Genomic DNA, 8,842 nt, shown 5'->3' on the forward strand with positions numbered 1-8,842 from the left:
ACCGGTCATTACCTCAAGGATGTCCTCTGCCCATGTCCTTCCATCTTCCTCTAACCAGCTCTTAACCCCTTTATAGTATTTAGGTAGCCAATCCTCTTCGGTGCCGAACTCACCGTGGACCTCCCCTTTAACAGCACCTGCTTCACTGAAAGCTTGGCGCAAAGCAGCTTTAGCCAACACTCGCTTTAGAATTCTAGCCTGATTTACAGCCAAAAATGGCGTTGGTGCATCATCGCCTGTAATCTTGTGCGGATTGGCAAAGTAAAATTCGTCGTGGCTGCGGCCGCGGCAAAACGTAAATGCTACTGAATAGGCTTGCCCTCGGCGACCCGCCCGGCCCACACGCTGCTGGTAATTAAAGCGTTGCGGAGGCATGTTTGCTAGCATCACAGCTTGCAATGCCCCAATATCTACTCCAACCTCCAGGGTTGTAGTCACACTTAACAAGTCTATCTGCCGCACCAGGTCAGGGCCCTCCTCCTCCAAAATCACGTTGCGGAAATGCCGCTGCCGCTCAAATTGATTGTCCGTCTGTCCTGTTAGCTCCTCGCAGTGCAATCTAATTGCTGCCCGAGGGTGCAGTGCCGCATGATAGGCCAGGTAGTTTTTCTCCCACAAGTCCTTGCACTCTTTCTGCGGTTTTTGCTCCAGTGGCGTCCTGCAGCCTGTGCAGACGCCTGCCGCACGGTGCAAGTGCCGACGGTGACACTTTTTGCATTCCCACACGGGGTCAGTGCCAGCAGCAGCCCGCAGCCACAGATTGTTCACCTCCACATTTCCGAATTCATCTATTGGAAACTGGCCATTTACTGCTGTCCTCAGTTGCTTGCGCACCCAGTCACCTATTGCTTTCCACTCTGTCTCGTCCCCACAATGCACAATAGCTACCTGTTTCAAGTATTTCTTCACCGCACCCGGGAAATTATCCGGCTGCTGCAACGCATTTTCACTCTTGTACTCGCTGGTAGTATAGCGGTATTTGTCACCTAGAATGCGTACGACAGCGCTAAGAAGCTCATCAACAACTTTGTGCAGAGGACTAGGCAATCCGTGCAACGCAGCCGGTACAGGACGCACCACTGCAGTTCCCAAGCCAGACGCTTCAAGCGAATAAAACAGTCGGCGGAATAGCAGCTCAGCCAACCGGTCGCTTAGCCCTTTGCTTATGTCATCCGCAAAGCCCAAATTAGTCCCATTCCAAATGGGCTGTTCGGGGTCGTCGTAGCTTACTCCACGATACCAGGGCTTCTGACGGTCTTGTCCATCCAGGTATTGAACCTTCAAGTCATTACCTCCAGGATTGACACCCGCTTTTAGAAACAGGTGCAGCAAAGCGCCTCCTCCTTCGTCATCAAGGCCTTCAGTTAAAGAACGGATGGCTACTGTCCGCTGACTAAACGCATCCAGCTCCATTTGTGCCTTTTCAGCCGCCTTGCGGTCAACCTTGTTGGTACTATTTATATCAGCAGCTCGTTTTATCAGGCTTTCTACTACATCATATAAACTAGCATTACTCCCCTTCAGCGCCTTCTTTTGCTCATCAGTTAAAGCCCCAGCTCTCATCTGCTGCACAAGCGTAGCGCCACCCAGCACCTCTTGCTGTAGGTAACCAGTTAGCAGCTCCCTTAGAAGGTCGCCGTAATGGTTACGCTCAATGCCATTAGCTACTTGAGCCGCATCATCCCGGCTATCTGAGAACACTACGAGCTTACGGCTGTCCGCACCTGGAGGCAACTGCAGTAATAGTTCCTTAGCGAAAGTTTGGCTGGTTTGCCCAAAACCTGTTCTGAATCCGCGAACCGAGCTTATCCGACGCTTTCCTAGTTCATGGTTAGCCCCACAGCCCGGACACACCGCCGGCATGGCGCGCAGATGCTGGCCAGCATCCGGCACCTTGGATTCTGCGCAGAAGACCCAGCCAGGTATCCAGTCCGGGCCACTGCCTTCGGTTGCCGCAGGTGTGGCATCACCCAAAACCTCCACTCGGCCAGTGCGACTTTCAATGCGGGCCTTTACCCACTTCGAATCATTATCAGTTTTATCCTTTTTGACACCTGGTTGCGTCCATTTACCCTTCTGCCAGGTTTCATTACTCCGTTCGTGGTTTACAAAGTCCTGAGCCCCAGTTGGCCAAAACACCGCGTAATCTGCATAGGTCCTACGCTCAACTAGGGTTTCGGCTGATTTTTCTGGTATCCCTTCAATGTCCGGGCTGACAGAGAGCATTTGGAACGTGTTTCCTTTACCGCCATTACCAGGCACATTCCAGTGAAGTCGCGCTCCACCATAGAATACGGTTCCGCAACTATCACAGTAAAGTCCTTCCAGTACATGCTGGCCTTTGTCAGTCCGCAATTTTGTGTGCGGTAACAGCTCACCAAATGGCTTCCGCACCATTTTGCCATTCGGGGCAGGTTCTAGGTCTTTGTCCCCAGGTAGTCCTACCCATAGTCCTTCAATGTTGCGGAAAAAGAAGTGAAAACGGAAACGTGGCAGCCCCCTTTTTTTCAACTTGGCTGCTTTCTCTGCGGCTTTTACTTCTGGCGTTTTGTATGCCGCATCTTCTAACACTCCCCGGGCAATAAATAACCCGCGCACAGCTGCCCGTAGCTCCTTCGCGTCCTGCCCTGTGCCAAATATGCTAACACCTAAGTGCTGAAAGCCAGGTGCCAGTTTATCATTAGCAGGCAATACCGGCACTGCTCTAATCTTGGCCCGTTTTGTTACCTCGTCTTTAACTCTGCAGGCTGCATAAAGACGCTCCCGCAACTTAAGTTCGTCCGAGAATAACACTGTGGCGAGCGCAGCTAATCCCGCGCCTGCAGCAATTGGTGTATAAGGCCGTTTGCAGTGCTTGTTTAGCTCGACTGCAGCATCTGCAGCAGCTACATCTAGCGCACTAATAGAGCCCCCCCACGCTGTAGCCAGTTGTATAAATGGTGTGAGTGGCAAAGGGCCACTGTTAGCGTCCACAGGGTCAACTTCGATTTCTTGCCCCTTGATGATACGAAATGCTTCAGTGCCGTCTTTCTGTTGAGGGACCCCGAAAAAATCCTCCAGAAACTGTCGGCTCGCCTCTCCCTCTTTTCCCTCCGTTTCTAGGGAAGCACTGCTAGCCAGAATGCGCAATTGCGGATGGGTAGGGCTCAAACCCAACCGGTCTAGTACCAACCGGAGAAGATAAGATACTTCGGTCCCAGCCGTGCCACGGTATAAGTGGAGTTCGTCAACAACTAAATGAAAAAGGTGGCTTTCATCATCTTGTAGCCACGCTTTAGTCTTTTCAAAAATTGGGCTATCCAAGTTTCGCATCAGCATTACGCTGAGCATTGAATAGTTAGTAATAAGAATATCCGGGGGCGAATCTTGCATATCGAAGCGGCTTCGCATTTCAGCCCCATCCAATTGAGGAAAGAAAGCTGTCAACTCTTTGCTCCTATCTGCATTCTCAGGCCTGCTGATGAACTTAGCAATGGCCTCAGCATCTCTGCTTACTTGCTGCAATTGCTCACGTAACTCCTGTACTTTGGCTGTTTTGATTTTTAGCTCACCATCTTTCTTACCAGGTTGTAATAGCGCGCCAGCTACTGGCGTAGCCCCCGTATACCGGCCGAAGTGAATGCGGTTTCCACCAAGATTTGTTTTAAACCACGTTCTCGCATCTTCAGAATCAAGTGCCCGACGCAAACGTGTCATCTGGTCCTCTACCAGTGCGTTCATCGGGTATAAAATCATAGCCCGCACTGCAGCTTTCCGGTCCTCATGGCCCCGCTGCTGCGCTGCCTTTTTCAACCCGCTGCCGGAAGTTCTCTTCTTATCAACTACCTCACTGTCCTTGGTTAATTCATGCGGCCCCGACCACCAATTCTTTGCACTGTCGGACATTGTATCAGGTGCTTTCCACTTAGCAAACTCTTTAGTGAGCTGCGCTAATAAGGGCAACAGAAACGACTCTGTTTTCCCCGAACCTGTACCTGAAGTAATAACACAATTTTTGTCAAGCAGTGCTTCACGCAGCATCACTACTTGGTGCTCATACAACTCAATTTCAGGGTTGTCTATTAGCCCCGCCTGTATCATGCCTTTGAACAGCTTTTGCTGTTCGGCGTTCATGCCAGGCAAGTTGGCAGCTTCCAGAGCCGCCACATTCTTATTACTGCTTTTGTATTCTGGTAATGGCTCAGCCCATGGCTGCCTGTAGAGCACCCTGTCTTTGTTGAGCAGGTCATTACGCTGGTCCTCTATATCTCCTGCGGCGTCGAATTTGGTGCGGAATGCTGTTTCAACGTAGCGAATGAAGTTATCGCGAATGGTATCAAATGAACCTATCGGGTCAGTCATGGTAGAAGGGGTTACAGGGAGGCTACGTTAATAATTTTTTGACCCAGCAGGCCTGGTAATTTGTTGTAAAGCATCGTGTAGGACTCTGGCGTTTGGTAGATGTTATACCTCCGCAAAACTCCGCCGTCATCAATTTTTCGCCGCTCTGGTGCACATCCACTGAGCAAAGCAGCTGCCCGTGCAACCAACTCTGGAAAGGGGGTCGAAGCAGGAACCGCCAGCAAGTGCTGGCTCTGACTATGCAGCAAGATGTTTTTCCCAGCTTTTGCTAGCACCAGATACCTGCCCCAGCTTTTGTCAACTGAATAAGCCTGCCCATCCTGCCATAGGTAGCATTGTTTTTTGTAAACAGTAAACTCGAATTCAACGAGTCCGAAATCCTTGTTTCCAGGTCCAGGCAGCCAGCTTAGAGTCATGGGGTCAAACCAAGTCTGCTTCCATCCATCTGGTAGCTCCTCGGTATAAGGCTGCAAAGAGCCCCGGTAATCCTCAAGCCCGACAGAAAAGGATAACAGCCCAGCTTGCAACAAATCGGTGCAAAACTTGATATCGCAGTGTAACGCTAGCTGGCGAAGATTTACTAACCCAAATCCATCCGAGTGATTACCTCCTGAAGTTAATTCAACCCGGTCTGGCAGAAGCAAGCGGCTATTGGTTGTGTGCTGTTCGCACACGTCAACGCTAACCTTAAATCTCGGCGCTGCCCGCTTTATTTTGTTTAGGAATTCCCGCGTGCGCCCACCAGTTAACAGCATCCGCCGGCCCTTACCCTGTGCAATAGGTAACAGCATCATTATTGGTGGCTGAACACGCAGCATCCCACGTGCAGCATCGTAGTCACCAAATCCCAACTGTCCGTACAGGCGCATTGACGCACGCCGGTCAGCCACATCAGGTGCAACGTGGTTGTCGAGATTGGCTGCAGTACGTCGACGGTTATCGTGTAACGCTTGAAAAGCGTCACCGAAGGCCCGGTTGTCCAACTTACCGGCAGTGGTGAGGTAGTGTAGAAGAGTGTCGTTACTTAAGGTAGAAGTGTTCAATGAATGGCAGTGCTATAAGGATGGAGTAAAATGATAGACGTAGCCGGTTTGTCTCTGATGCAATTGGTGCAACAGCACTGAATTGCCTCCCAGACAGCTACCATCGTAATAAATTTCTGCATTCTGTGGGTCAACTATCTGCCCAAAGCGCCCACGCGAAGGAGCAGTACAATGGGTTGGAAGCACACCCGACTTAAGGCCGTATGATAAGTTGTTAGTGTTGGCTTCCCCCTCTATAACTATGCTAAACCGGGACCCTACACGGACTCCAGCTGGCAAATGCCACAAGCCCTTGTCTTTTGCATCCGGTAATAAAGTCAATGACTCACCCCCATCGCCATAAATCAACGCAAGTCGCCAATTAGATTTCCCATTTATGACTCGGAAAGACGGTGGCAACTCGTCCAAATAAGTTCTGTGACCAAAATCTAGCCCACCTTCTACCGAAATAAGTGACTCAGTTGCCGCTTCAACCCCAGGCAGCCCTGCCGCATCAGCTGGCAAGTCTGCTAACCAAAACAGACAATATCCAGCGGGCAGGTTGTTAAAATGTGACCAGTCTGCAAAATTCGAAGGGCCAAAGTTTTTTCCCCAGTGCTCAATCATAGCTGCCCTGTTCTCTCGACATAAGAGTAGCATTTCTGTTCCGTGCTCCAAGGCCTTGATGGGCGCCCAATATTGGTAGAACCCATACCTCCCTCCGGGTATGAACACCTGGATTTCCCCCAGTTGTGCTACAGCTTGCCAGTCATTAACAGTGTCTTGATAAATCTGAGCCTGGCTGCTGGCCAATATCCCGGGTATTTCTTGCGACCATTCATTAGTTTCCGGCTGAACAGCCAATTGTTTTACTCCGGGGCCCGTCAAAACCAGTTCCTCTGGTAGCGCTGTTTTAATGTGTAACCTGAAGTACCAAGTCAAGTCTTCAGTTTCACAGATGTGTAGGGGTAGAAAGGGAAGTAAGCTAGCGTAAGTCTTCCCGCGGTGCTCCACCTGCTCTGTTCTGTTCCACGAATAGCGCACACGTTCACGCCGGTTAGTGCTACCTGTCCAGAGGCTGAATACATTTTGAACCATATCCACAACCGCCTGGCCCAACTCACTGTCCTTCTGTAGCTCCTGGCGGGTGGCATGGGGCAATTCCAAGCCGCTAGTATTGTCCGCTATTAGTAAGGCCCGCAGTCTTTCATTCGTCACTGTCGAGCCGGGCAGTAGATTGTAACGCCCAAAAAACAGTGGTAATCTGCTTAAGGTGGCAGGCTGAAGCAAGCACTGCGCCAATGGCCAGCCTACATACGGCCAGTTAGGCCAGTTATTTGCCCGATTATGAACCTCCCCCAACTGACTTTTACACTCGTCAAGAGTCCAAGCTCCCACGCTCTGCCACATTGCTCGCCACCCTGCCCCATTCCCCACGCCTAGGGCGCTGAAATCAGGCGTATTAAGCGGCGCTTTGGTAGGAATCAAGTCGTTATCATGCAACCATTTATTTAAGGACTTGTAGTATCCTCTAGTGTTGGCCAGCTCAACATCACCTCCAAATGGCATTGTAAACAACAGCAAATAGGACAAGTGCACCGGATAACGCACCTGATATACTTCTCCACTTTGACGTAGTACACGCGAGCCAAGGGTTTCCCCTGCTTCACACAGCCGCTGCCAATTAGAATAACAGTTGTATGCGCGCTGCAATAGGCCTACCCCGCGGCTACCGGACCCCGGCGGGCCGTTCCGCATGCAGGTCAAGAAGCTTCGCCAGATAATTTCATCGGTCAACGTCTCCCCTTCTTCTTCATCGTAGTCGAACGCATCCGGCACTTTAGCCGCCATATTTCGGCCGGCCTCAGTCACTTGCTCGGCGTTTAGGAACAGGAACACCTCCTGCTGAGCCCTCTTGGCTTTAAAAAGCCGGTCACCCAGCAGGTTATTCCAGTCGTTATAAGTCATATAAATAGCTTACTGCATAGCTGATAGAGCTTCGCAAGGCTAAGTAAAGCCAATTTTCTCCTTACTCCAATAGCACAGAGTCTGCGGGGTAGTCATATAAAATGTCTTTTGTCAACATAATAAGCCGTTGTTCACGCTCAGTCGCTTTTCGTAACCCGCACTCTCATAACACTATCACGCGCCACCCTAGTTGTTCCAACTATCGTTGATGCTGCCAATCCCGTACTTTATTTCACCCTGTCTTTTTCTGCCACCAGTCTATGTGAGATGAGGGTACCTTGAAACACGGTAGACCCTCGTGACCATACCAGAAACACCTATGTACCAGCACCACCGTTTGATAGCGGGGCAGCACAATATCAGGCTTGCCAGGCAAATCGTCACGATGTACCCTAAACTGCATCCCTTGGCTGTGCAACCAATTGCGCACTGTTATTTCAGGCCTAGTATCCTTGCTTCGAATGCGCGACATGTTGTAACTGCGGCGCTGCGGTGTAATCTTGTCGGCCATGTTGCACTAACATGCCTCTGCTAAACCCCATTCCACCATTTATATCCATTCATGCCTTCGATTCCGCTCTACACATCGCAAGTTTTGGTCCCTGGTCAAGTTTATACAAGACACGACTTACGGCAGCTATTCAATATATCGGATGCGACAATTAACACTGGTGTGTTCCGTCCAAAAGGCTCAAAATCCATTTGGCTTTTCATCACCGAAGAGAAAACGGCAGCAGCCACACCATACTATGATAGGCTGGAAGGGGATATGCTTCAGTGGCAGGGCCAACTTAGCGGCAGGACTGATAAACCTATAATTGAGCATGAGCGTGATGGCCATGAGTTGTTGGTATTCTTCCGCCGCAGTAAAAAAGAATTTACAGCATCAGGCTTTCGATACCAAGGCCCATTCCACTATCAGAGTCATAGTGGTGGGCTGCCAGCTTCGTTCATATTGAGTCGCCTGGGCTAATATGCAGTATCAACTTATTTCTCAGGTGCTTCTCACCACCGCTGGTGCAGTATCTGTTCAGAACAACATCCTGCAGGCCGTGCATTTACGCCAAGGCTCTGCCGATGGCGCCTGTGGTGCATACAGCGTCATGATGACACTGCTGATTCTCGGACAGCTGGAGTACGATGCAATAACGGCCCTGAACCCGGTTGACCGCCGGAAACGTGCCGGCCGTTTCCAAACCGGTCTGGAGAAATTCCCCGGTTTGCTTCAGCAGGGGATGGATATTGGAGAGATGAGTAAACTACTCCACAGCTTCAACCGGGTTCTGGCTACCATCGAAGAACAGCAGCCTGAGCAATGCTGGCAATTTATTCTAGGAGCTGTTCTCAATTAAGGTAAAGCGTCATAACTCGCAGACAGATAAAGGAGTCAAACGTGCGGTCTAGCTTATCGTAGCGTGTGGCTAAGCGTCTAAATTGCTTTATCTTGCTGAACGTCTGCTCAATGTGGTGTCGCTGTCGATAGGCCAAGGGGTCGAAATGAGGCGTGTTTG

At 50.5% G+C, this 8,842-nt stretch carries 6 protein-coding genes and 1 pseudogene; 2 read left to right on the forward strand and 5 right to left on the reverse strand.

Annotation, left to right across the window (positions count from 1 at the left end; translation table 11 throughout):
- Nucleotides 1-330: 330 nt before the first annotated feature.
- From J7E24_RS10135 to J7E24_RS18000, 4 genes and pseudogenes are all read right to left on the reverse strand, one after another.
- Nucleotides 331-4,341, reverse strand: a pseudogene (locus tag J7E24_RS10135) (DEAD/DEAH box helicase); the annotation flags it as partial.
- A gap of 11 nt (nt 4,342-4,352) precedes the next feature.
- Nucleotides 4,353-5,384 carry a hypothetical protein gene (locus J7E24_RS10140; RefSeq protein WP_215137716.1) on the reverse strand — a complete coding sequence of 344 codons (1,032 nt, stop codon included), beginning with the start codon at nt 5,382-5,384 and terminating at the stop codon, nt 4,353-4,355.
- Between the two features lie 12 nt (nt 5,385-5,396).
- Nucleotides 5,397-7,331, reverse strand: coding sequence for a hypothetical protein (locus J7E24_RS10145; protein WP_215137718.1), 1,935 nt, complete (start codon nt 7,329-7,331; stop codon nt 5,397-5,399).
- A gap of 232 nt (nt 7,332-7,563) precedes the next feature.
- Nucleotides 7,564-7,842: a hypothetical protein gene (locus tag J7E24_RS18000; protein WP_215137719.1), complete on the reverse strand. Its 279-nt coding sequence runs from the start codon at nt 7,840-7,842 to the stop codon at nt 7,564-7,566.
- 51 nt (nt 7,843-7,893) lie between these two features.
- Between J7E24_RS18000 and J7E24_RS10155 the strand changes: the two genes are divergently transcribed.
- A complete protein-coding gene (locus J7E24_RS10155) occupies nt 7,894-8,304 on the forward strand; it encodes a DUF3427 domain-containing protein (protein WP_215137721.1) in 411 nt (136 codons plus the stop codon).
- A gap of 25 nt (nt 8,305-8,329) precedes the next feature.
- Nucleotides 8,330-8,683, forward strand: a complete 354-nt coding sequence (locus J7E24_RS10160; protein WP_215137722.1) for a hypothetical protein — start codon at nt 8,330-8,332, stop codon at nt 8,681-8,683.
- Here J7E24_RS10160 and J7E24_RS18005 read toward each other — a convergent pair.
- A complete protein-coding gene (locus J7E24_RS18005) occupies nt 8,676-8,819 on the reverse strand; it encodes a transposase (RefSeq protein WP_410779731.1) in 144 nt (47 codons plus the stop codon). The genes J7E24_RS10160 and J7E24_RS18005 overlap by 8 nt on opposite strands.
- Nucleotides 8,820-8,842: the final 23 nt, after the last annotated feature.

The sequence above is a fragment of the Hymenobacter sp. ISL-91 genome (genome assembly GCF_018613725.1).
Lineage (GTDB): Bacteria > Bacteroidota > Bacteroidia > Cytophagales > Hymenobacteraceae > Hymenobacter.

Coding starts and splice junctions, on each gene's coding strand:
- J7E24_RS18000 (WP_215137719.1), bottom strand. CDS start 7,842: ATGGCCGACAAGATTACACCGCAGCGCCGCAGTTACAACATGTCGCGC.
- J7E24_RS10155 (WP_215137721.1), top strand. CDS start 7,894: ATGCCTTCGATTCCGCTCTACACATCGCAAGTTTTGGTCCCTGGTCAA.
- J7E24_RS10145 (WP_215137718.1), bottom strand. CDS start 7,331: ATGACTTATAACGACTGGAATAACCTGCTGGGTGACCGGCTTTTTAAA.